The organism is Amycolatopsis sp. cmx-8-4, from assembly GCF_046548675.1.
Lineage (GTDB): Bacteria > Actinomycetota > Actinomycetes > Mycobacteriales > Pseudonocardiaceae > Amycolatopsis.
The window spans coordinates 53075-74370 of the sequence record NZ_JAEBDZ010000023.1; the positions used below are offsets into that span (position 1 = coordinate 53075).

Here is a 21296-nt window from a genome sequence, read left to right on the forward strand (position 1 = left end):
CGTCAGGCCAGCAGGGCTTTGGCGATGTGGGTCACCTGGATCTCGTTGCTTCCCGCGTAGATCATCAGCGACTTCGCGTCCCGGGCCAGTTGTTCCACCCGGTACTCCGCCATGTACCCGTTGCCGCCGAACAGCTGGACCGCCTCCATCGCCACCTCCGTCGCGGCTTCCGACGAGTACAGCTTCATCGCCGACGCCTCCGCCAGCGATGGGCGCTTGCCCGCCCGCAGCTTGGCCACCGTCTGGAACACCATGTTCTGGACGTTCAGCCGCGCCACCTCCATCTTCGCCAGCTTGAGCTGGATCAGCTGGAACCGCCCGATCTCCTGACCCCACAGCTTCCGCGATTTCGCATACGAGACGCATAGCCGCTGGCATTCGTTGATGATGCCCAGCGACAACGCCGCCACGCCGACGCGCTCCGCCGTGAAACTCTCCCGCGCGTCCGAAGAACCGGACGACGACAGCAGCCGGTCGGGACCGAGGCGGACGTCGTTGAAGAACAGCTCGCCCGTAGGGGACGACATCATGCCCATCTTCTTGAACGCCTTGCCCTGCACGAACCCCGGCATGCCGCGGTCCAGCACAAAGGCGAGCACGGGCCGATCGCGCGCCGAAGAACCGTCGTCCAGTTTCGCGTAGACCACGACGACGTCGGCGTGCGGGCCGTTCGTGATGAACGTCTTCTGCCCGTTCAGGACGTACTCGTCGCCGTCGAGCCGCACGGACGTCCGCATGCCGCCGAACGCGTCCGAGCCCGAGTCGGGCTCGGTGATCGCCCACGCGCCGATCTTCTCGAACGTCGCCAAGCCCGGCAGCCAACGCTCCTTCTGCTCCTGAGATCCCTTCGACAGGATCGTCGCGGCCGTCAACCCCAGGGAGACGCCCAGCGACGCCACGATGCCCAGGCTCACCCCGGCCAGCTCGCTGATCGCGATCAACGCCAGCGTTTCCTGGCCGCTCATGGACGAAGACGAGCCGGAAGAAGACGGCGACAAGATCCGCGAGACCGCCTCCGAAGCCATGACATCCAGCCCGAAAGCGGCAAAAAGCTTACGGATGATGTCGTACGGCGGCAGCTGACCGCTCTCCAGCGCGTCCAGCTGAGGACGGATCTCCTTCGCGATGAACTCGCGGATCGAGTCGCGGACCAGCAGGTCCGTCTCGGACCACTCGATCACGGCAGCCTCGCCGCGATGTCGTCGATCCCCCACGGGCCTTCGGTCTCGATGACCTTGACGTCGTGCCAGCCCGCCAGTTCCGAGATCGCGCCGCCCTGGACCGCGAACACCTTGCCCGTCAGAACACACTTCTCGGACGCCAGATAAGCCACCAGCGGCGAGATGTTCGCGGGCGAGAACGCGTCGAACTCGCCTTCGGAGACCGGCGCCGCGAAGATCGCGCCCATCCCCGGAGTCGCCAGCGTCAGCCGCGTCCGGGCGATCGGGGCGATGGCGTTGACACGCACGCCGTAGCGCTCCAGTTCGGCCGCCGCCACCAGCGTCATCGCCGCGATGCCCGCTTTCGCCGCGCCGTAGTTGACCTGGCCCGCGTTCGGCAGCGTCACCCCGGACGCCGACGCTGTGTTGACCACCGCCGCCGCGACCGGCGTGCCCGCCTTCGACTGGGCTTTCCAGTACGCCGCCGCGTGGTGCAGCACCGCCGCGTGGCCCTTGAGGTGCACCGCGATGACGTCGTCCCACTGCTGCTCGGTGATCCCGGCAACGAACGCGTCCCGCAGGATGCCCGCGTTGTTCACCACGACGTCGAGCCGGCCGAACTCCGCGACCGCCTGCTCGACCAGCTCCGACGCGCCCGCCCACGACGTCACGCTCGACGTGTTGGCCACCGCCTCCCCGCCCAGCGCGCGGATCTCCGCGACCACGTCGGACGCGGGCCCGGCGGAAGCGCCACTTCCGTCGTTGTCACCGCCGAGGTCGTTGACGACCACCCGCGCGCCCTCGCGGGCGAACAGCAGCGCGTGCTCCCGCCCGATCCCGCGGCCCGCGCCGGTGATCAGCGCGACGCGCCCGTCGAGTGCACCCATCAGTGGTCTCCGATCTCGGCGAAGCCGTCCTTGACGACGACCTTGTCTCCTACGGTGGTCTCGAAGGCGAAAGCGCCGGGCCCCGCCGACCAGATCGACGTCGACAGGTCCTGGCCCGGCAGCACCGGTGACGCGAACCGCACGGCCAGCCGCCGCAGTCTGTCCACATCGGACCCGGCCACCTCGGTCAGCACCGCCCACGACGTGAACGCCATGGTGCAGAGCCCGTGCGCGATGATCCCCGGCAGCCCCGCGGCCCGGGCGACGTCCTCGTCGAGGTGAATCGGCATCGGGTCGCCGGCGGCCGGGCCGTAGCGGAACGTCTGGTCGTCGTCGACGTGCTGGCTGACCTTCGCCACCGGCGACTGCGAGCGCAGCGCGTCGTCGAACCGGTGGCCGGGGCCGAGCACCCCTTGCTTCTCGCCGGTGTCGAAGCCGCGGACGAAGAACGTCACGTACTGCTCGTTCACCAGTTCGCCGGAAACGGAACGGCACTCGAGGAAGACCGTCGCCCGGGTTCCTTTCGGCAGCCCTTCGTACCCGGTCATCTTCGCCCGCGACACGAGCGCGTCGCCGGGCCGGATCGGGCGGTGGAACCGGAAGTCCTGCTCGCCGTGCAGCACCTTGCCGAACAGCGACGTCGGCACGACTTCGAGGGCCGGTTCCAGCAGCGACTGGAACACCGGCACGATCGCGAACACCGGGCTCGCGACGTCGCCGGCGCGGTGGGCCGGGATCGGGTCGTTGGTCGCCAACGCGTATTCGACGAGCCGTTCGCGCGTGACGTCGAACGACACCGGCGACGTCCACTTGTCCAGGCCGGTGGCGTCGAACTTCATGCGACCAGGGCCTTGAACTTGCCGAGGGACTCGTCGAGGTTCTTCTTGCCGTCCTTCTCGACGGCCTTGCCGAGCGCGCCGACGATCATCTGGCCGGTGAACTCCGCGTCGATCGAAGCCACCGAGCCCGAGCCGGCCGCCGCGACCGACAGCGAGAACCGGATCTTCACCCCGGCCATCCCGGTCCCGGAGATGACCAGCTTGTTCGGCGCGTCGTACTCGTCGACGGTCCACGTGATCGTGTTCGCCATGCCGAGCATCGTCACGACCTCGGACACCTGGGCGCCCTGCGCGAACTCGGCGGGGACGTCGCCCTTCCACTTGGTGTGGATGGTCAGCCACTTCTCGAAGTTGTTCGGGTTCGAGAACTCCGCCCACACCTTGTCCGGCGTGGCGGGCAGTTCGACGGACGCGGTGATCTGACCCATGTCTCTCCTAGGCTCGCTGGTAAGCGGTGACGACGGCGGCGCCACCGAGTCCGATGTTGTGCTGCAACGCGGCCCGCACGTCCGGGACCTGCCGCTTGTCGGCGTCGCCGCGCAGCTGCCAGGTCAGTTCGGCGCACTGGGCGAGGCCGGTCGCGCCGAGCGGGTGCCCCTTGGAGATCAGCCCGCCGGACGGGTTGACCACCCAGCGGCCGCCGTAGGTGGTGTCGCTGTTGTCGACGAGCGTTCCGCCTTCGCCCTCTTCGCAGAGCCCGAGTGCTTCGTACGTCAGGAGTTCGTTGGCGGAGAAGCAGTCGTGCAGCTCGATGACCTGGAAGTCGGCGGGTCCGAGCCCGGCCTGGTCGTACACTTTCAACGCCGCTTGGCGCGTCATGTCGTAGCCGACGATGTTCTTCGCGCTGCCGTCGAAGGTGCTGCGGAAGTCGGTGGTCATGGCCTGCCCGACGATCTCGACGGCCCGCTCGGCCAGGCCGTTCGTCTCGACGAAGGCCTCGCTCGCGAGGATCGCCGCGCCGGAGCCATCCGACGTCGGCGAGCACTGCAGCTTGGTCAGCGGGTCGTAGATCATCCGGGACGCGAGGATGTCGTCGAGCGAGTAGACGTCCTGGAACTGCGCGTACCGGTTGTTCACCGAGTGCCGGTGGTTCTTCTCGCCGATCTTCGCGAAATGCTCGGCTGTGGTGCCGTACGCCTTCATGTGCTCGCGGCCGGCGGCGCCGAACATCCACGGCGCGGGTGGGAACAGCACCTCGGAGATCTCGGCGAGCGCCTGCATGTGGTGGCCCATCGGCTGCTCGCGGTCGTCGAAGGTCGACCCGAGCGAACCCGGCTTCATCTTCTCGAAGCCCAGCGCCAGCACGCAGTCCGCGCGGCCGCCGCGGATCGCCTCCGCGGCCAGGTACAGCGCGGTCGAGCCGGTGGAACAGTTGTTGTTGACGTTGAGCACCGGGATCCCGGTCATCCCCAGCTCGTAGACGGCGCGCTGCCCGGACGTCGACTCGCCGTAGACGTAGCCGACGTAGGCCTGCTCGACGGCGTCGTACCCGAGCCCGGCGTCCTCAAGGGCATGGGTCCCGGACTCCTTCGCCATCTGCGGGTAGTCCCAGTTCTCCCGCCGGCCCGGCTTCTCGAACTTCGTCATCCCGACGCCGACGACGTACACCTTGTTCGCCATGCAACAAACATACAGACCGGCATGTATTTATCAAGCCAGAAAGACGCATCTTTCCCTACGAAAGCTCCAGCTTTTGGGGCTGAAGTGACAGGTGGGGTCAGCTCAGCGGAACCACTGGCCCGGGGTAGCGGGCCGGGTCGAGGCAGCTGCCCAGGCCGTCGACGACCGAGCAGAAGCCCGGCGGCCGGACCGGCGTGTAGCCCGCCGGGACGCCGTGGTCCGCGATCAGCTGCCGGTACGTCGCGACCGCGTCCGTCGGGCGCCGGGTCAGCGCCGGATCGGTGGCGGCGTCCACTGTGTACAGACCGAAGCGGGGCTGGTAGCTGCCCCACTCGTAGTTGTCCGTGAGGCTCCAGTAGTTGTAGCCGATCACGTTCATGCCGTCGGCCTTCGCGCGCTGCACCCAGTAGATGTGGTCGCGCAGGTGGTCCGAGCGCGTGTAGCCGTCCGGACGCGCGTTGCCGTTGTCGGTCGGCATGCCGTTCTCGACGACGTAGAGCGGCAGCCCCGGGAACTTCCGCGCGTAGTACCGCAGCGCGTAGTAGATCCCGTCCGGCTGCGGCGTCACCTTCCAGAACTCGCCGCTCGCCGCGTGGATCGCGCTGAGGTTGTCGAGGCTCGCGCCGTAGTAGTAGTCCAGGCCGGCGAAGTCGAGCTTGTCGCGCACCTGGTCGAGGAACGACGCGTCCAGCACGCCCTGCACCGCCGGGACGTACGCGGTGTTGCTGGAGACGAGCGCGCCCGGGTCGAGCTGGTGGATCAGGTCGTACGCGGCGCGGTGGACGCGCACCAGCCGGGCCTGCGCCCACGGCAGCTTCCACCCGGCGAGCCCGCCGTTGGCCGTCTCGTTCTGCAGGTAGACGGTCGGCTCGTTGATCGTGATCCACAGCGCGCCGAGGCCCTTGTAGCGATCGACGACGCGGCGGGCGTTGACGAGCCAGGCGTCGACCGTGCGGTCGCTGTCCCAGCCGCCCTGGTCGGCGACCCAGCCGGGGTAGACCCAGTGGTCGAGGGTGATCATCGGCCGCATCCCGGCGTCGAGGACGTGCCGGACGACGTCGTCGTAGTACGCCAGCTCGGCCTGGTCGACCTGCCCGGGCCGCGGTTCGATCCGGGCCCACTCGACGCTGAAGCGGAACACGTTCACGCCGAGCTGCTTCGCGCGGTCGATGTCCGCGACGTAGGTGTGCCGGAAGTCGACGGACTCGCGGTAGGGCTCCTTGATCGACGACGTCTTCGCCTGCTCGTAGCGGCGCCAGTTGCTGTCGGGCGCCGAACCCTCCGCCTGATAACCCGAGGTCGCGACGCCCCAGAAGAACGGCTGGGTGACGGCCACCGCCGGGGACACCCCCGCGACGACACCCGCGAACACCGCCAGGACCACGAGGACCGCACTGCGCCGCATCGCTCCCCCATTCATGAAGGAGCTTCATGTTAGCCGCGCGGTGACTCGCCGCACATCCACCGAAGGGCGGAAGACGATCGAGGTAAAGCAAGGCTAACCTCACTTCGATCTTCACCGAGTAGAGGGACGTCATGACCGCCGAAGCACCCACCCTGACCAGGACCGTTCCGCCGAAGCGAGCGAATCGGCGCTGGTACCGGCGGAAGCCCGTACGGCGAGCGCTGGTCGTCACGCACCGGTGGACGTCGCTCGTGCTCGGGCTGCTGCTGGTCCTCGAGACCACCTTCGGCGTCATCCTGCTCTACCGCGCCGAGTACTTCCGGGCCACGCACGGCGACTTCTACGCGCACACCGACAGCGCGCACCCGCTCGGCCTGCAGCAGGCGCGGGACCTGGTCCGCCAAGCCCACCCGGAGTTCTCCGCGGCCTGGGTCAGCGCCGACGGCGGGATCATCGCCGTCGGCGACACCGGCTACACCACCGCCTACGCCGTCGACCCCGGCAGCGGGCGGATCACCGGGCCGCAGAAACTCGACGACGGCGTCATGGGCTGGCTGACGAACTTGCACGACTGCGCGTTCACCTGCAAGGACGACCCGGGCTACGTGTCGTGGCTGGCCGCGCCGGTGCCGTCGATCGGCTTCGACTGGCCGGCCGGGACGAACTGGGGGCTGCTGCTCCTGGTCGTGCTCGGGCTGCTGATGATCCTGCTGGCGATCACCGGGATCGTCGTCTGGTGGCCAGGCTTCAAGAAGTTCTCGCACGGCTTCCGCGTCCGGCTCGGCAAGGGCCGCTTCGCGCGCGACTACGACCTGCACAACGTGATCGGCCTCGTGTCGGTGCCGTTCGTGCTGATGTGGGGCGTGACCGGCGCCGCGTTCTACCTGCCGCCGGTGGAAAACGCGTGGCTCGCGATCACCGGCGGCTCGACGCCGGACGAGGCGAAGTACAGCTTCACGGCGAACCCGGCCGCGCCCGGCACGCCGGAGATCGGCATCGAGCAGGCGTCTTCGGCCGCTTTGGCCGCGTCTCCCGGCACCGTCCGCTACCTCGTCCCGCCGTCCGAAGGCACCGACTACTACTCGGTGTCGATCGCGGGCGACGGCTACCAGCCCTACGGCGCCCGCGCGTTCTTCGGCGGCGACCGCACGGTGTACGTCGACAGCCACGACGCCACCCACGTGTCCTCCGTGGACGCCGCGCCGGAGCCGGCCGCGAACCGCTTCTACAGCAAGGTGTTCGAGGCCGCGCACTTCGGCTGGCTCGTTGACGGCTGGTGGCGGCTCGTCTGGGTCGTCCTCGGTCTGGCGCCCTTGGCGCTGATGCTCACGGGCATCTCGACGTGGCTCTTCCGCCTCGGCACGAAACGCCGTCGCCGCAAAGCGCGCCGGGCGTGATCGAGCCCCTGGCCTTCGCCACGACGGCGCTCTGCCTGCTCGCCGGGCTGACGGCCCTGGTCGTGAGCGCGGCGGGCCGCTACCGGTGGCCACCCTGGCGCCCGCTGGCCGTCCTGATCGAACTGGCCCTGCTCGCGCAAGCGATCGCAGGCCTGGCGTCCACTCACCACCCAGCGGAACCGGGCACGCACGTCGCCTACCTGCTCACTTCCTTGGCGGTCCTCCCCGCGGCCCTCGCCTGGGGCGCCCGCGACACCACCCGCTCGGCGGGCGTACTCCTGGCCGTCGCCCTGCTCACCCTGGCCGTCCTGGTGATCCGCCTCCAGACCACCTGGCGCTGAAAGCCGTGAAGGATTCCTTACCGGCGCTAAGAGCCGGTAAGGAGTCCTTCACGGACCTTCCCCTAGCCGACCTTGAACGACTGAGCGGCGCTGCCGTTACAGGTCGCCTGGACCAGCTGGACACTGTCCGCTGTGGACGATCCCGGCACCGTCAGGCACTTGCCGGTGTGACGGACGGAGAAGTGGTAGTAGCCGCTGCCTTCCGACACCGGCTGCCACTGCTGGTTGTTGCCGCCGCCGTAGGCCCACAGCTGCAGGCCGGCGTTGTCGGTCGTCGCCACGTTGGCGACGTCGATGACCTGCGCGGGGTTGATCCGGTTGTTGATCCGGTCGTACCCGCCGCTGGTCGGGGCGAACTGGAACTGCTGCGCCGTGGTGGCGTTGCAGGTGTACTGCTGGATCACGGTGCCGTTGGCGCTGGCCGCGGCCCGCGCGTCGACGCACTTGCCGTTCGCCTTGTTCGACACGGCGTACCACGCCGACGGGTCGATCGTGCCGTCCGGCGGCGGGGTGGTCGTGCCGCCGCCACCGAGCCACTTCAGGCCGTCGAGCAGGAAGCGGTTCTGGTCGGCACTTTCGAACGTCGAGGACAGCGCGGTGTTCGTGTCGTAGTTCATCGCGTTGTGGCCGAAGTTCGAGTAGATCATCTTGTAGTTCTTGTTCGTCCACGAGATCGGGTAGTACCCGCTGTACCAGGTTTGGCTCGGGTCGGTGCCGATCGGGAAGGTGGACTGGTCCATCGACGCCAGGATGGTGATGTTGCTGTTCTGGCGCAGGTCGTTCTGCCAGGCGTACCACTCGGACGTCGACGACTTGATCGTCGCCGGCAGGTTCACCGTCGACGGGTGGGTGCGGTTCTCGATCTTCAGCGTCTCCGGCGTCGGGCCCCAGGAGTTCGAGGTGAACCGGCCGGTGCCGAGGAAGTCGTTGTGGAACCAGTTGGCGTACGACGGCGTGGTGTCGTCGTTGTAGGCCGTCACGTGGAAGCCGTAGAACCCGCCGCCGGCCTGCATGTACCGCTGGAAGCCCTGGAACTGCGCCTGCGACTGCGGCTGGTCGTCCAGGAACATGACCACCTGGTACTGGTCGGGCGTGATGGACGTCAGCTGGTTCCAGTTGGTCGTCGAGGTGTAGGTGAAGCCGTTGGCCGCCGCCTGCTGCGGGAACCAGACGTTGGCCTCCTTTCGAAGGAGATGTGCGCGGCGTCGTAGGTGCCGCTGTAGAAGGCGAGCACCTTGAACGGCGTCGCGGCGTGCGCGATGGGGGCCGCCGGGCTGCCGAGGCTGAGCCCCAGCAGCGCGGCGAAGAACGCCAATATCCGGATCAGCGGGCGGCGGGTTCTGGACGGCATACGTGTTCCTTCCGGTGGGGGCGGGGACCGATCACCAAGGGCGCGGGTAGTGGAGGCCGTAGCCGAAGGGGAACAGCGCGGGCTTGCCGTCGCCGACGTTGATCGGCTGCTGGCCGGCGCTGCGCATCCAGGTCACCGGCAGCTTCCCGGTCGGGTTGTAGCCGCCGAAGAGAACGTCGGCCACGCCCTGGCCCTCGCTGCCCGGCAGCCACGACTCGACGAGCCCGGCCCAGTCCCCCACCTGCGCCGCGATGTCGAGCGGCCGCCCGGACACCAGGACGACGACCGTCGGCACGCCGGAGTCCTTCAGCTTCTGCAGCGTCGCGAGGTCCGCGTCGTCCAGGCCCATCCCTTGTGGACGGTCGCCCTTGGTTTCGGCGTAAGGCGTTTCCCCCACGACGGCGACGGCGACGTCGTAGCTCTTGTCGATTCCCGCGCCGTCCTTGGCGTAGGTCACCTTCGAGGAAGTGCTCTTGATGCCCTGGAGGATCGTGGTGCCGGGGATGACCGGGCCGCTGGTGCCCTGCCAGCCGACCGTCCAGCCGCCGGACTGGTTGCCCATGTCGTCGGCACTCTTGCCGGCGACGAAGATCTTTTCGTGCTTGGAGAGCGGCAGCACGTGGCGGTCGTTCTTCAGCAGCACCTGGGATTCACGGACGGCTTGGCGCGCCAGGTCCCGGTGTTCCTTGCTGCCGATGGTCTTCAGGAACCGCCGGTCGGTCAGCGGGTGCTCGAACAGGCCGAGCTCGAACTTCTTGGTGAGGATGCGGCGGTTCGCGTCGTCGATGCGCGACAGCGGCACGCGCCCCTGCTGCACCAGCGTGCGGAGCGTGTCGATGAACTTCTGCCAGTCGTACGGCACCATCACCATGTCGATGCCGGCGTTGATCGAGGCCTCGACCTCTTCCGGCGTGAAGCCGGTCTTGCCGTCGATCTTGTCGACGCCGTTGTAATCCGAGACGACGATCCCCTTGAAGCCCAGTTCTTTCTTGAGGACGTCGTTGATCAGGTACGAGCCGGCGTGCATCTTGACGCCGTTCCAGCTGCTGTAGGAGATCATCACCGAACCGACCCCGCGGTCGACGGCGGCCTTGAACGGCGGCAGGTGGATCTGGCGCAGCTCCTGTTCGCTGATCTCGGTGTTGCCCTCGTTGACGCCGCCGGTGGTGCCGCCGTCGCCGACGTAGTGCTTGGCGGTCGCCATGACCGAACCGGGCTGGTCCAGTGAACGGCCCTGCAGGCCGGTGATGACGGTCGACATCTCGGTGGCCAGCTGCGGGACCTCGCCGAACGACTCGTAGGTGCGGCCCCAGCGGTCGTTGCGGGCGACGCACAGGCAGGGCGCGAAGTCCCAGTCGATGCCGGTGCCGGAGACCTCTTCCGCGGTGGCGCGCCCGATCTTCTGGACCAGCTGCGGATCGCGGGACGCGCCGAGGCCGATGTTGTGCGGGAAGACGGTGGCGCCGTAGACGCCGTTGTGGCCGTGGACGGCGTCGACGCCGTAGATGAGCGGGATGCCCAGCGGCGTGGCGAGCGCGGCTTTCTGGAAGCCGTCGTACATGTCGGCCCAGGTGACGGGCGTGTTCGGGGTCGGCTGCGAGCTGCCGCCGGAGAGCAGCGAGCCGAGCCGGCCGGTGGTGACGTCGGCCGGCGACTTCACGCCGAGGCGTTCGGCCTGCATCATCTGGCCGAGCTTGTCGTCGAGCGACATGCGGCCGAGCAGATCGGCCACCCGGACCTTGACGGGCCGCCAGGAGTCCTTGTAGGCCGGGCCGTTCCCGGCGAGGGCCGGGGTTTCCGACGTCACCAGGAGCCCGAGGGCCAGCGCGCCGATACCCAGTCCGCGTCCGAGACCCATCCGGGTCCTCCTCATCGAGAGACCGAAATTCACGCCTTGAATTAAGACACAGGCTTTCGACGTTGGTCCAGACCTCTGAGCGAACTCGGTTGCCACTGAGCGGGATTGCGCTCCACCGCTCAGCCGGCCCGACCCCAAACGCCCCAATGTGGCGTTGGGTGCATCTGACGCACCCAATGTGGCGTTCGGTGCGTCCAACGCACCCAACGCCACATTGGGGCGCTCTGGCCTAGCCCTCCGAAACTGTCGGTGGCCGGCGGTAGCGTGGAAAACGGGGGCTGCTCGGTGCTGGTCAGCGGTCCGAACGCAGCGACGCCGGGTCGAACGTGTCCCAATACGCGTCTTCCTCTTCGACGCTCGAAACCGGCGCGGGAGCAGCGGGGGCAGCGGGCGCGGAACCCAGGCGTTCCTCCCGCAGCCGCTGGAACTCCTCGACCGTCATGCCCGGGTCGTCGTCCTCGGCCCGGGCTGGCGCGGGCAGGCCCGTCATCTGCTCGATCATGAACGTCATGTCCTCGCCGAGCAGCAGCGCGACCTTGTTGTAGCCGTCCTGGGTCGCCTCGCGCATGGCCGCCTGGGCGATCTCCACCACCAGCGGGCCCAGCCGCTCGCCCAGGTTCACCGCGGACGGCGCGAGCCACAGGCGCAGGAGCCTGCCGCGGGCGTCGACCGTCGCCTCGACCTGGCCGTCGTGGTCGTGGGCCGTGCCGGACGCCGAAGCGAGCAGCTCGTCCACCCGCGCCAGCGCCTCTTCGCGCGCCCGGGCCTGGGAAATCAGCTGACGCGTCGTGGGCATCGCGCTCACCTTCCGTAGGAGACGGACTCGGCGTCCGGGTCGTCGTCCGGGATCGGCTCGTAGCCGAGCGCCTCCAGCTGTGACGCGTCCACGACCGGCGCCAGCGCGTGGTACATCTTGTCGCCGGCGCGGCGGGTCGCGCGCTGGGCCAGCTCGACGATCTGGTCCGCGATCACCGCCGACCCGTGCCGCAGCGCGGACCGGTGGATCGTCAGGCCGGTCAGCAGCCCGCCCGGCGCGACCTGGACTTCAATGGAGTCGGTTGACGCCTTGCCCACCACCGGACCCGAGCGCTCGAAGCGCGCGGACGCCTCGGCGCCCGCCCGTTCCGCCTGGTCCGCGACCCGGGCCGCCGCCAGGTCCATGTCGAAGTCAGCCACGATGCGAAGTTACCCCGTCGGCCGGTAGAACCCGATGAACGACTGTCCCGCGTTCGTGGTGCGGATCTTGCTGATCTGGACCGGGTCGCCGGCTTCGACCATCTGGCCGTCGCCGATCACCATCGCCACGTGCCCGGACCAGACGACCAGGTCGCCGGGCAGCAGCTGGTCGATCGAGGGCACCTCGGCCCCGACCGTCTGCTGCGCCGCCGTCCGCGGCAGCTGCAGGCCCGCGTCCTGGTACGACGTCATGGTCAGGCCGCTGCAGTCGAGCCCCTGGCCGCGCGCCGTACCGCCCCAGACGTATGGCACGCCGAGCTGCGAAAGCGCGTTGCGCACGGCCTTCGCGGCGGTTTCGTTGGGCGCCATGACGGTCTTGCCGCCTGGCAGGTTGATGCCGACACCGGTGCCGGGCTGCGGCGGGACCGCGACCGGCAGCCGCGGCTTGTGCACGGCGCCGCCGCCACCGCCGCCTCCCCCACCGCCGCCGCCCCCGCCATCGGAGCCGCCGCCGGAGTAGCCGCTGTTGCTGTTGAAGGACTGCCCGACCCTGGTGTCGGACGCGCTGCTCGCCGACGTCGTCTGCTCGCCGCCACCCAGCTTGGTGCCGATGTCGGTGAGCTGGTTGATCGTCTGCTCGCTGAACGTCGCGGCCTGGCCGGTCAGCTGGCCGATCTTCGTCTGCAGCTTCATCAGGATGTCGCGCGACGCGGCGCCGCGGCTCTCCGGCGGCTGAATGCTCTTGACCGCCGCCAGCGCCTTCATCGACGCCGAGATCTCCTTGATGATCTGGTCGCGGACCTGGTCGTTCTTGATCTGGCCCAGGTTCAGCGTCTCGGCCGCCTCGGCGACGGCCTTCTCGATCTCGGCGCTCTCGTCGAGCAGGTCCTGGACTTCCTGCTCCAGGCTCTTGGACGTCGCCGTCGCGCGGTCGGTCGTCGAGCCGGAGCTGGCCGAGGTCAGGGTGACGCGTTGCGCCGACGCGGTGTCGTGGGTCTTGCCCATCGACGTCTGCAGCGCGACGTGCCCGTCGCGCGCGCCGCTGATGGCGGCCGGGTCGTGGTGCAGCTTGTCCGCGAACTGGTTCGTGGTGTCCAGGCCGTGCCGGACGAGCAGGTCGGCGTGCTCTGTCACGTGAGATCCGTCCCGAGCCGCCGGACGACGTCGCTGTGCTCGGCCTCGACGCCGGCGTAGTTGCGGTCGGTCTGGCGGGCGGCGTCACCCATCGCGCTCCAGCCGCCGCCGACCCGGTGCAGCTTCTCCTGCAGCGCCCGCATCCGGCCGGTGTAGGCGCCGGTCAGGCCGGACTCCGCGCCCATGTCGGAGAAGCCGACCCCGACGTGCGGGCCGACGTGCTTTTCGGCCGCGCCTTTGACGTCTTCACCGAGCGGATCGACCTCACGCGCGTACCGCGTGTACGCGCCGTCGTCGACGTGAAACCCCGAATGCGAACCGTCCACTGGCCCTCCCTGTCACCAGGGATGCGACGTGCTCGCGCCACCCCCGGTTCCCCATCTGCGGGATTCAGCCTAGACCAGGTTCCGTACCCGAGTGGGCGAATTGCCCGGACTCAGCCGAGCACCCCGGTGAGCCAGCTCTGGTCCTGCCAGTTGACGATCGCGCCGTTCGAGGTGACCGTCGGCGTGCCGAACCCGCTCTGGCCGCCGCCGAAGTCCTGCGCCAGCTTGGGGTCGGTCGAGATCTGCTGGAAAGCGGCGTTGATCTGGTCGTTGTAGGTGCCGGCGTTGACCGTCTCGGCGAACTTCGGGTCGGTGATGCCGACGTTCTTGCCCAGGTCGATCAGCTGCGCCTTGTCGTAGCCGCGCTTGCCCTCTTCGGGCTGGTTCGCGTACAGCGCGTCGTGGAACTGGAGGAACTTGCCGGCGTCGGCCGCGGCGAGCGCCGCGTTCGCCGAGTCGAGCGAGTACCCGGGCGGGCTCGAGCGGTCGTTGAGCAGCGGCACCATGTGGTAGCGCACCGCCAGCTTGCCGTCGTTCACCGCCTGCTCGATCTGCGTCTTGTTGTTCTTCTCGAACGTGCCGCAGATCGGGCAGAGGAAGTCGGCGTAGACGTCGATCGTGGACTTCGCGCCGGTCTTGCCGACCGTGACGGCCACGCCGTCGCGCTTCTGCGTGACGTCGGCGGCCAGCGACGTGGTGGCCTGGCCGGGGTTGATGACCTGGCCCTCGGTCTTGTTCTTGTCGGAGATCGTCCAGATCACGCCACCGATCACGAGCGCGGCCACCACGACCACGGCGGCGATCCCGATGATCCACTTCCGCTTGTCGCCGGACGCGCCCCGGGCCTGGGCCACCGCCCTCGCTCCCCCGGCCTGCGCGGCCTGACGACGCTTCCGAGCGGTCCGCTCAGCTCCACCCACTGTGTATCAGTTCCCTTCCGCGATACCCGAGTAGTCGGGCTCGGGCTCGACAGAGTTCCCACGACCTCGCGCGAGCCAGCCGTCGATCGACAGCCAGGTGCGCGGCCTCGCCAGCAGCCAGACGGCGAGCAGCGCGAAACCGGAGTCGCGGAGGATTTCCTGCGGGTATGCGGTCTGTCCCGCCGCCACCTGGCCGCCGCCGCCGAAGCACCCGCAGTCGATGCTCAGCCCGCGCGCCCACGACTGGGCGATGCCGGCGATGAGCACCACGAGCAGCACCAGCGCGGCACCGGCGACCCACCGGGTCGCCAGGCCCGCGAGCAGGAACAGCCCGAGCACGAGCTCGACGAGCGGCAGCGCGACGGCGACCACGTTCACGAGGGCGCCGGGCAGCACGTCGTACGCCTGGACGGCGATCAACGTCTGCCCCGGATCGGCCAGCTTCACGGCACCGGAAACGAGCCAGACGGCCGCGAGCCCGAGCCGGGCGAGCGTGCCGACGGCGTCCAGTACGGGTTGGGACGGTCGCACCACGCACTTAGGCTAACGGGAGGACCTGAGAACCTCGTGAGGGCCCGGCGGGGGCGGAGGGAGCGGCGGGATGCGGTGGCGCGTGCTGGTCTCTTCGGCGTTGCTGCTGGTCACGGCGACCGCGTGCGGGCCGGCCCACGTCTCGCCGACCGACTCGGTGGTGGCCCGCGCCAGTGCCACGGATCACCTGACCATCGGCATCCGGTTCGACGCACCGGGCCTGTCGGAGCACACCGTGGACGGCCGGTTCGTCGGTTTTGATGTCGACGTCGCAACTTTTGTGGCGGGTGAGCTCGGCGTCGACGCGAAGGACATCACGTGGCGCGAGACGACGTCGGCGACGCGGGAGACGGACCTCGCGTCGGGGACGGTCGACCTGGTCGTGGCGACCTATTCGATCACCGACAAGCGCAAGCAGCAGGTGTCGTTCGCCGGGCCGTACTTCACGACCGGCCAGGACCTGCTGGTCCGGCGCACCGCGGCGGACATCACCGGGCCGGAGACGCTCAACTCGCGCAAGCTCTGCTCGGTGACCGGCTCGACACCCGCCCAGCAGGTCAAGGACAAGTTCGCCCAGGCCGTCCAGCTGGTCGAGTACCCGCGGTACCCGGACTGCGTCACGGCGCTGCTGGCCGGGCAGATCGACGCCGTGACGACCGACGGCGTCATCCTGGCCGGCTACGTCGCGCGGGACCCCGAGCTGCTGAAGGTCGTCGGGAAGCCGTTCTCGACGGAGAACTACGGCGTCGGCCTGCGCAAGGGCGACACGCAGGGGGTGAGCAAGATCGACGACGCGATCGGCAAGATGGTCTCTTCGGGTGAATGGCTGCGCTCGCTCAACGCGAACATCGGCCCGTCCGGTTACCAGCTCCCACCACCCCCTGAGGTCACCGAGAAGTGAAACTGCCCGACCTGCCTGTGCGGGCCGTGCTGCCCGACGTGCTCGCCGCGTTGGACGCGCACGGCACCGCGGTGCTCGTGGCGCCACCCGGCACCGGCAAGACGACGCTCGTGCCGCTGGCGCTGATGTCCGACGGCGGCCGCGTCGTCGTCGCCGAGCCGCGGCGGCTGGCCGCGCGGGCCGCGGCGGGGCGGATGGCGGCGATCCTGGGCGAGCCGGTCGGCGAGACCGTCGGGTACGCCGTGCGCGGCGACCGGAAGGTGTCCTCGCGCACGCGCGTCGAGGTCGTGACGTCGGGGCTGCTGGTGCGGCGCGTGCAGGGCGACCCCGAGCTGCCCGGGGTGGCGACGGTGCTGCTGGACGAGTGCCACGAGCGGCACCTGGACGCGGACCTGCTGCTCGCGCTGCTCCTGGACGTCCGCGCCGGGCTGCGCGACGACCTGCGGCTGCTGGCGACGTCGGCGACCGTGGCGTCCGGCCGGCTGGCCGCGCTGCTCGGTGACGCGCCGGTGATCGAGGCGTCCGCCCGGACCTACCCGGTCACGACGTCCTACCTGCCGCCGTCGCGGGGCGAGCGCGCCGAGCCGGCGGTGGCGCGCGCGGTGCGGACCGCACTGTCCGAAGGGGACGGTGACGTGCTGGCGTTCCTGCCCGGTGCGGGCGAGATCGCGCGCACTTCCGGGCTACTCTACATGTCCGATGTGGACGTCCTGCCGCTGCACGGACGGCTCACCGCGGCGCAGCAGGACGACGCGCTGCGGCCGCGTGCGCGACGGCGCGTCGTGCTGGCGACGGCGGTCGCCGAGTCGAGCCTGACCGTGCCGGGCGTGCGCGCGGTCGTCGACTCGGGGCTGGCGCGGGTGCCGCGCGTCGACCACCGGCGCGGGCTGCCCGGCCTGGCGACGGTCCGCGTGTCGGCGGCGGTGGCCGCGCAACGCGCCGGCCGCGCGGGCCGTGAGGCGCCGGGCCGGGTGTACCGCTGCTGGGCGGAGCACGAGCAGGCGACGCTGCCCGCGTACCCCGAGCCGGAGATCCGGACGGCGGAACTGGCGCGGCTGGCCCTCGAGCTGGCGTGCTGGTCGACGCCGGACGGCAGCGGCCTGGCCTGGTGGGACCCGCCGGGCGAAGGCGCGCTGGCGGCGGGCCGCGCGCTGCTGGCCACGCTGGGTGCGACGGCGCCGGACGGCACGGTGACCGCGCGCGGCCGCCGGATGGCCGACCTCGGGCTGCACCCGCGGCTGGCCCGGGCGTTGCTGGACGGCGCGGAGGCGGTCGGCGCGCGCAACGCGGCGGAGGTCGTGGCGCTCCTCGACGCGGGCGGCAAGCTGACGGACGTCGACGCGGAGCTGCGGCGGCTGCGCGGTGCGAGCGACGACGCGGCGCGACGCTGGAAGCGCGAGGCTCAGCGGCTTTCGCGGCTGGTGACCGGCGACGGCAGGCCCGATCCCGCGTTGATCGTCGCGTTGGCGCACCCGGAACGGCTCGCGCGGCGACGTCCCGGCGGCGAGCCCGTCTACCTCATGGCCGGCGGCACCGCGGCCGAACTCCCGCCCGGGAGCGGCCTGGACTCCGCGTGGCTGGCCATCGCCGAAGCGACCCGGGATCCCGGCCGCGTGCACGGCACGATCCGGCTCGCCGCGGCTGCCGACGAGCGCCTCGCCGTGCGCGCCGGGTCGGTGTCCGAAGTGGACGAAGTGACCTGGGCCGACGGCGACGTCGTCGCGCGGCACGTCCGGCGGCTCGGCGCCATCACGCTGGCGTCGCGGCCGTTGCAGAACCCGAACGTCCACGACGCCCTGGTGGCGGGCCTGCGAGCCGAAGGCCTCGGGCTGCTGAAGTGGACCGCCGACGGGACCCGGTTGCGCGAGCGGATGGCGTTCCTGCACCGGGTGCTCGGCGCGCCGTGGCCCGCCGTCGACGACGCCGCGCTGCTGTCCGATGTGGACAGCTGGCTGGACCTCTCCGCGGCCCGCCGTCGCGCGGACCTCGCGAACGTCAACGCCGGTACCGCCCTGAAGGCCCTGCTGCCGTGGCCGGAAGCCTCCCGGCTGGACGAATTCGCCCCGGACCGGCTGGAAGTGCCGACGGGGTCACACATCCGCGTCGACTACGGCGGTGACCAGCCGGTGCTGGCCGTCAAGCTGCAGGAGACGTTCGGCTGGACCGGCACGCCCACGCTCGCCGGCGTCCCGGTCGTCCTGCACCTGCTCTCCCCCGCCGGCCGCCCGGCGGCGATCACCGCGGACCTGGCGTCGTTCTGGACCAACGGCTACCCGGCGGTCCGCGCCGACCTGCGCGGCCGCTACCCGAAGCACCCGTGGCCCGAGGACCCGGCGACCGCCACTCCGACGCGGCACGTCACGCGTCGCCGCACCTGACGAAAGTCGGGGGCGGTCCACGACCGTCGTCCGATGTCGTGGCGCCGGGGAAACCCCAGACTGGGTGGCATGATCACGCTCAGGGGACTCACCAAACGCTACGGGGAGAAGACCGTCGTCGACGCGCTCACCTGCGACGTCGCGGCCGGGCAGGTGACCGGGTTCCTCGGTCCCAACGGCGCCGGGAAGTCGACGACCATGCGGATGACCGTCGGGCTCGACCATCCGCAAGCCGGCGAAGTACGCGTCGGCGGGCGGCGGTACGCCGAGCTGCGGCACCCGCTGCGCGAGGTCGGCGCGCTGCTCGACGCCAAGGCGCTGCACCCCGGCCGCAGCGCCGGCAAGCACCTCCTCGCGATGGCCCGCAGCAACGGCATCGCGGCGTCGCGGGTCGAGGAGGTGCTCGCGACGGTCGGGCTTTCGGACGTCGCGGGCAAGCGCGCCGGGCAGTTCTCGCTCGGCATGGGGCAGCGGCTGGGCATCGCGGGCGCGCTGCTCGGCGACCCGGGTGTGCTGCTGTTCGACGAGCCGGTCAACGGCCTCGACCCGGACGGCGTTCGCTGGGTGCGGCAGCTGATGCGTTCCCTGGCGGGCGAGGGGCGGACGGTGTTCGTCTCGAGCCACCTGATGAGCGAGATGCAGCTGACGGCCGACCACCTCGTGGTGATCGGCAAGGGAAAGCTCCTCGCGGACGCACCGGTCGCCGAGTTCATCGCGGGCAACTCCCGCACGACGGTCTCGGTGCGCGTCCCGGACCCCACCGAACGCGACGCGCTGTCCCGCCGCTTGCGGGCCGAAGGCGCCCACACGGACCTGGACGACCCGTGCGAACTGGTCGTCGACGGCATCGACGTCACCCGCGTCGGCGACCTGGTGCACGAGCTGGGCATCCGGGTACACGGCCTCGCCGAGCGGACGGCGTCGCTCGAGCAGGCGTACATGGAACTGACCGCTTCTTCGGTGGAGTACGGGGTGTCGGCATGACGGCGGCGGTCTCTTCGGAGTGGACGAAGTTCTGGTCCGTTCGCGCGACCTGGTGGACGCTGATCGCCGGAGCCGCGCTGATGGCGTTCTACAGCGCGGTGTCGGCCATCGCCCAGCGCTACGACAGCGAAGACCCGATGGGCGCGAACACGATCGCCCTGGGCGGCGGTTTCTACTTGACACAGTTCTCGGTGATCGCGCTGGCGACGCTGTTCGTGACAAGCGAATACGCGGGCGGCGGCATCCGGTCGACCCTGCTGTGGACCCCGGTGCGTTCACGGGTGGTGCTGGCAAAGGCGGCGGTGCTGCTGCCGGTGCTGTTCGCCTACGGCGTGGCGCTGTCGGTCTCGGGAATGGCGTTGGCGGGTTTGGTGAAGGACGGCCACGGCCTGCCGACGTCCGTCGCCGGCGCCCTCACAACAGCTTCCGGCATGGGCGGGTACTTCGCCTTGCTGGGCTTGCTGTGCACCGGTGTGGGCTGGGCGCTGCGAAGCGCGGCGGGGACGCTGGTGACGGTGATCGTGGCGCTGGTGCCGCTGCCGCTGATCGTGGCGTCGCTGGGCCTGCCGGGCTGGGTGCCGTATTTCCCGGGAATCGCCGGGGTGAACGCGATGGTCGAGGCGGGGCAGCCGAACCCGATCACCCAGGCCGCGGCACCGTACGCACCTTGGGTGGGGCTGCTGATCTGCGCGGTCTGGACCGGCGTCACGCTGCTGGCGGGTACCGCGGTCTTGCGCCGCCGGGACGCCTGACGCCCCACCCCTCTCCGGGGGTTGACGCCTGACCATCCGGTGGCACATCAACGCAGGCTTCCGTTCCGGGACACGACTTCCCGGCTTTCCGACTACGGCACTCGTCGATGGAGGTTTCGGGACGTCGAACGTCCCGAAACCTCCATCGACAACCACATTCAACTGCCAGGCGGGAATCCGAAACGTCGGCTACCGAGAACGCACCGTCGGGCGCATCCGGAACGGCCAACACAACGCCCGGAGCAGCCACCACGGCGACGTCAACGACCACCACGGCGTTCGGCACCGGCCTCTGAACTCCGTGGCCGGCGTGGCGGCCACTCCGGTCAGCGTATTGGCCACTCCGGTCAGCGTGTCGGCCACTCCGGTCAGCGTATTGGCCACTCCGGTCAGCGTATTGGCCACTCCGGTCAGCGTATTGGCCACTCCGGTCAGCGTATTGGCCACTCCGGTCAGCGTGTTGGCCACTCCGGTCAGCGTGTTGGCCGTTGCCCTACCCACCCGGGCCCACCCGGGCGGTCACCGGAGTTTGCGCCGCCGGACGCCTGACGCCCCCAAAGCAGCCCCCACCCTCTCCGGGGGACCGGCCCCGCTTCCAGCGTATCGGGGTGGCCCGACAAAAGGCCGAAATGGCCACGTCCGGGCCGCGGTTGTCCACATCACGGCGTGGGTGTGGACAACCACCTCAGGCACCGAAACCCTGCCGACGGAAAGTCCGTGAATGTCACATTGAGGGACATAGCGTCCCTCAATGTGACATTCACGGACTTGGGGAGACACCCAGGCCCGCCAGCACTTCCCGGGCCCCGCGGGTCAGCGCGGCTCGGGAGGGCGGCGCGAGAGAGCCCGTGCCCGCGATCGCGTCGAAGATCGCGCCGTCCAGCCAGGCCACCAACACCGTCGCGTGCCGCTCCGGTTCAAGAGATCCCGCCGCCGCGAGGACCGATGCGCACCGGCGGCGGATCAGCAAGCCGCCCTTGTCATATGCCGCACGTAACTCCGGACGGCGGGTTGCCTCCAACGCGAACTCGTACCGCGCCAGCATTCGCGTCCGGCCCACGGTGATCGCCGCGTGGACGAAACCCGCCAGGAACTCCGCCAAGCGACCCGGTGGTGGCTCCAAGCCGACGTTGTCCAGCGTGACCATCCGCGCGATCGCCAGCTCCAGCAGCGCGCCGCGGGTCCGCGCGTAGTACGACGTCGACCCCGCGGGCAGCGAAGCCGCCCGGTCGACCGCTCGGTGGGTCAAGCCGCGCATGCCTTCCGCCGCGATCACCTCGATCGCCGCGTCGCCGATTGCCGAAAGACGGTCCACAACGAGGGACTCTACAGGTGT

General features: G+C 70.0%; 22 protein-coding genes. 6 read left to right on the forward strand and 16 right to left on the reverse strand.

Annotation, left to right across the window (positions count from 1 at the left end; genetic code table 11):
• Positions 1–2 precede the first annotated feature (2 nt).
• The 6 genes from ACLJQZ_RS36050 to ACLJQZ_RS36075 all read right to left on the reverse strand — a co-directional run bounded on the left by ACLJQZ_RS36050 (position 3) and on the right by ACLJQZ_RS36075 (position 5911).
• Positions 3–1181 (reverse strand): acyl-CoA dehydrogenase family protein, encoded by a 1179-nt coding sequence (locus ACLJQZ_RS36050; protein ID WP_410624644.1) that lies wholly within the window; start codon positions 1179–1181, stop codon positions 3–5.
• Complete coding sequence (locus tag ACLJQZ_RS36055; RefSeq protein ID WP_410624645.1) at positions 1178–2047, reverse strand: SDR family oxidoreductase; 870 nt, start codon at positions 2045–2047, stop codon at positions 1178–1180. Before ACLJQZ_RS36055 ends, ACLJQZ_RS36050 begins: the two co-directional genes overlap by 4 nt.
• Positions 2047–2886, reverse strand: a complete 840-nt coding sequence (locus ACLJQZ_RS36060) for a MaoC/PaaZ C-terminal domain-containing protein (protein WP_410624647.1) — start codon at positions 2884–2886, stop codon at positions 2047–2049. Before ACLJQZ_RS36060 ends, ACLJQZ_RS36055 begins: the two co-directional genes overlap by 1 nt.
• Complete coding sequence (locus tag ACLJQZ_RS36065) at positions 2883–3314, reverse strand: SRPBCC family protein (protein WP_410624649.1); 432 nt, start codon at positions 3312–3314, stop codon at positions 2883–2885. The genes ACLJQZ_RS36060 and ACLJQZ_RS36065 overlap by 4 nt, the downstream gene beginning before the upstream one ends.
• A 7-nt stretch (positions 3315–3321) precedes the next feature.
• Positions 3322–4506, reverse strand: a complete 1185-nt coding sequence (locus ACLJQZ_RS36070; RefSeq protein ID WP_410624651.1) for a lipid-transfer protein — start codon at positions 4504–4506, stop codon at positions 3322–3324.
• A 97-nt stretch (positions 4507–4603) separates the two neighbouring features.
• Positions 4604–5911, reverse strand: coding sequence for a family 1 glycosylhydrolase (locus ACLJQZ_RS36075; protein ID WP_410624652.1), 1308 nt, complete (start codon positions 5909–5911; stop codon positions 4604–4606).
• Between the two features lie 131 nt (positions 5912–6042).
• Between ACLJQZ_RS36075 and ACLJQZ_RS36080 the strand changes: the two genes are divergently transcribed.
• Both ACLJQZ_RS36080 and ACLJQZ_RS36085 read left to right on the forward strand, forming a co-directional pair.
• Entirely contained in the window at positions 6043–7308 is a 1266-nt protein-coding gene (locus ACLJQZ_RS36080; protein WP_410624654.1) for a PepSY-associated TM helix domain-containing protein, read from the forward strand.
• Entirely contained in the window at positions 7305–7649 is a 345-nt protein-coding gene (locus ACLJQZ_RS36085; RefSeq protein ID WP_410624656.1) for a hypothetical protein, read from the forward strand. The genes ACLJQZ_RS36080 and ACLJQZ_RS36085 overlap by 4 nt, the downstream gene beginning before the upstream one ends.
• Before the next feature lie 62 nt (positions 7650–7711).
• Here the strand turns inward: ACLJQZ_RS36085 and ACLJQZ_RS36090 are convergent, their stop codons facing one another.
• The 8 genes from ACLJQZ_RS36090 to ACLJQZ_RS36125 all read right to left on the reverse strand — a co-directional run bounded on the left by ACLJQZ_RS36090 (position 7712) and on the right by ACLJQZ_RS36125 (position 14948).
• The gene (locus ACLJQZ_RS36090; RefSeq protein ID WP_410624771.1) at positions 7712–8965 is read right to left on the reverse strand and encodes a ThuA domain-containing protein; all 1254 of its coding nucleotides are present in this window, start codon (positions 8963–8965) and stop codon (positions 7712–7714) included.
• A 66-nt stretch (positions 8966–9031) separates the two neighbouring features.
• Positions 9032–10858, reverse strand: coding sequence for a glycoside hydrolase family 3 protein (locus ACLJQZ_RS36095; protein ID WP_410624658.1), 1827 nt, complete (start codon positions 10856–10858; stop codon positions 9032–9034).
• Between the two features lie 292 nt (positions 10859–11150).
• On the reverse strand, positions 11151–11654 hold the full coding sequence (locus tag ACLJQZ_RS36100) for a YbaB/EbfC family nucleoid-associated protein (RefSeq protein ID WP_410624660.1): 504 nt from the start codon (positions 11652–11654) through the stop codon (positions 11151–11153).
• 5 nt (positions 11655–11659) lie between these two features.
• Entirely contained in the window at positions 11660–12034 is a 375-nt protein-coding gene (locus tag ACLJQZ_RS36105) for a YbaB/EbfC family DNA-binding protein (RefSeq protein WP_410624662.1), read from the reverse strand.
• 9 nt (positions 12035–12043) lie between these two features.
• Positions 12044–13168 (reverse strand): NlpC/P60 family protein, encoded by a 1125-nt coding sequence (locus ACLJQZ_RS36110; RefSeq protein ID WP_410624664.1) that lies wholly within the window; start codon positions 13166–13168, stop codon positions 12044–12046.
• A complete protein-coding gene (locus ACLJQZ_RS36115; protein WP_328646205.1) occupies positions 13165–13494 on the reverse strand; it encodes a hypothetical protein in 330 nt (109 codons plus the stop codon). The genes ACLJQZ_RS36110 and ACLJQZ_RS36115 overlap by 4 nt, the downstream gene beginning before the upstream one ends.
• 110 nt (positions 13495–13604) lie before the next feature.
• Positions 13605–14348, reverse strand: a complete 744-nt coding sequence (locus ACLJQZ_RS36120) for a DsbA family protein (protein ID WP_326946483.1) — start codon at positions 14346–14348, stop codon at positions 13605–13607.
• A gap of 72 nt (positions 14349–14420) precedes the next feature.
• Positions 14421–14948, reverse strand: coding sequence for a MauE/DoxX family redox-associated membrane protein (locus ACLJQZ_RS36125; RefSeq protein ID WP_410624666.1), 528 nt, complete (start codon positions 14946–14948; stop codon positions 14421–14423).
• Between the two features lie 67 nt (positions 14949–15015).
• Between ACLJQZ_RS36125 and ACLJQZ_RS36130 the strand changes: the two genes are divergently transcribed.
• The 4 genes from ACLJQZ_RS36130 (at position 15016) to ACLJQZ_RS36145 (ending at position 19960) form a co-directional block, all read left to right on the forward strand.
• Positions 15016–15846: a glutamate ABC transporter substrate-binding protein gene (locus ACLJQZ_RS36130; protein WP_410624668.1), complete on the forward strand. Its 831-nt coding sequence runs from the start codon at positions 15016–15018 to the stop codon at positions 15844–15846.
• Positions 15843–18224 (forward strand): ATP-dependent helicase HrpB, encoded by a 2382-nt coding sequence (hrpB, locus tag ACLJQZ_RS36135; RefSeq protein WP_410624670.1) that lies wholly within the window; start codon positions 15843–15845, stop codon positions 18222–18224. Before ACLJQZ_RS36130 ends, hrpB begins: the two co-directional genes overlap by 4 nt.
• A 69-nt stretch (positions 18225–18293) precedes the next feature.
• Entirely contained in the window at positions 18294–19208 is a 915-nt protein-coding gene (locus ACLJQZ_RS36140) for an ATP-binding cassette domain-containing protein (protein WP_410624672.1), read from the forward strand.
• Entirely contained in the window at positions 19205–19960 is a 756-nt protein-coding gene (locus ACLJQZ_RS36145) for an ABC transporter permease (RefSeq protein ID WP_410624674.1), read from the forward strand. Before ACLJQZ_RS36140 ends, ACLJQZ_RS36145 begins: the two co-directional genes overlap by 4 nt.
• Positions 19961–20149: 189 nt before the next feature.
• Here the strand turns inward: ACLJQZ_RS36145 and ACLJQZ_RS36150 are convergent, their stop codons facing one another.
• Positions 20150–20428 carry a hypothetical protein gene (locus ACLJQZ_RS36150; protein ID WP_410624676.1) on the reverse strand — a complete coding sequence of 93 codons (279 nt, stop codon included), beginning with the start codon at positions 20426–20428 and terminating at the stop codon, positions 20150–20152.
• Between the two features lie 292 nt (positions 20429–20720).
• Positions 20721–21218 (reverse strand): TetR/AcrR family transcriptional regulator, encoded by a 498-nt coding sequence (locus tag ACLJQZ_RS36155; protein WP_410624773.1) that lies wholly within the window; start codon positions 21216–21218, stop codon positions 20721–20723.
• Positions 21219–21296 lie beyond the last annotated feature (78 nt).